The organism is Duganella vulcania, from assembly GCF_009857655.1.
Taxonomy (GTDB): Bacteria; Pseudomonadota; Gammaproteobacteria; order Burkholderiales; family Burkholderiaceae_D; genus Rugamonas; species Rugamonas vulcania.
Genome location: NZ_WWCX01000265.1, coordinates 1 through 888 on the forward strand (window position 1 = coordinate 1; position 888 = coordinate 888).

General features: G+C 73.3%; 2 pseudogenes. Both read left to right on the top strand.

Annotation, left to right across the window (positions count from 1 at the left end):
* Nucleotides 1-422: pseudogene (locus GTP90_RS35875) on the top strand (FHA domain-containing protein); the annotation flags it as partial.
* A pseudogene (locus GTP90_RS35880) lies at nucleotides 419-888 on the top strand (EscN/YscN/HrcN family type III secretion system ATPase); the annotation flags it as partial. The pseudogenes GTP90_RS35875 and GTP90_RS35880, both read left to right, overlap by 4 nt.

Consider the following 888-nt stretch of genomic DNA (forward strand, 5'->3'; position numbering starts at 1 on the left):
CCCCGTCGGCGTCCCCGCAGCCGGGGCCGGCCGTCGCCGGCACGCCGGCGCTGGCCGCGCTGTTCCGCAAGCGGCTGGCCGACGCCGAACTGCTGGACCGCTTCGACCTGTCGCTGGAGGCGCGCGCCTGGACCATGCGGGCCCAGCTCGACGACGAGGAAACAGCGCGCTTCGAACGCATCTTGAACAGCTTCATCAAGGAACACCGCATCACCTTCCCGGTCAGCGCCAAGGCCGTGACGGCCGAAGCCATGCTGCCGTTCCGCATCGGCCAGGTGATCTCCGGCGCCAACGCCAGCGTGGTGACGCAGGACGGCGCCCGCCTGCAGGTCGGCGACGACTACCGCGGCGTGCGGCTGGTGGCGATCCAGGCCAACCACGTCACCTTCTTCGGCAAGCGCAAAATCGAGGTGATCTGGTGAGCCGCGACGCGGCGGCGACACGGCGCCTGACGGCGCTGGCGGCGCGCGCGCCGGCCTGGCTGGCCGGCCTGCCGGCGGCGCCGGGCCTGCAACGCTACGGCCGCGTGGCGCAAGTGCTGGGCACGCTGATCGAGGCCCACATGCCGCCGGCGCGCATCGGCGAACTGTGCCACCTGCTCAGTCCCGGCAACCGGCCCATGCTGGCCGAGGTGGTCGGCTTCTCCGCGCAGGCCACGCTGCTGTCGGGCCTGAGCCCGCTGGAAGGCGTCTCGCGCAGCACCATCATCGAACCGCTGGGCCGCGCCCACACCGTCGACAGCGGCCAACATCTGTACGGCTGCGTGCTCGACGGCTTCGGCCGCGTGATGTTCCGCTCGCCGCACGCGCCGGCCATCGCCGCCGATGGCTGGCGCGAGACGGTGCCGGTGGTGCGCGAGGCGCCGGCCGCCGTCGACCGGCCGCGCAT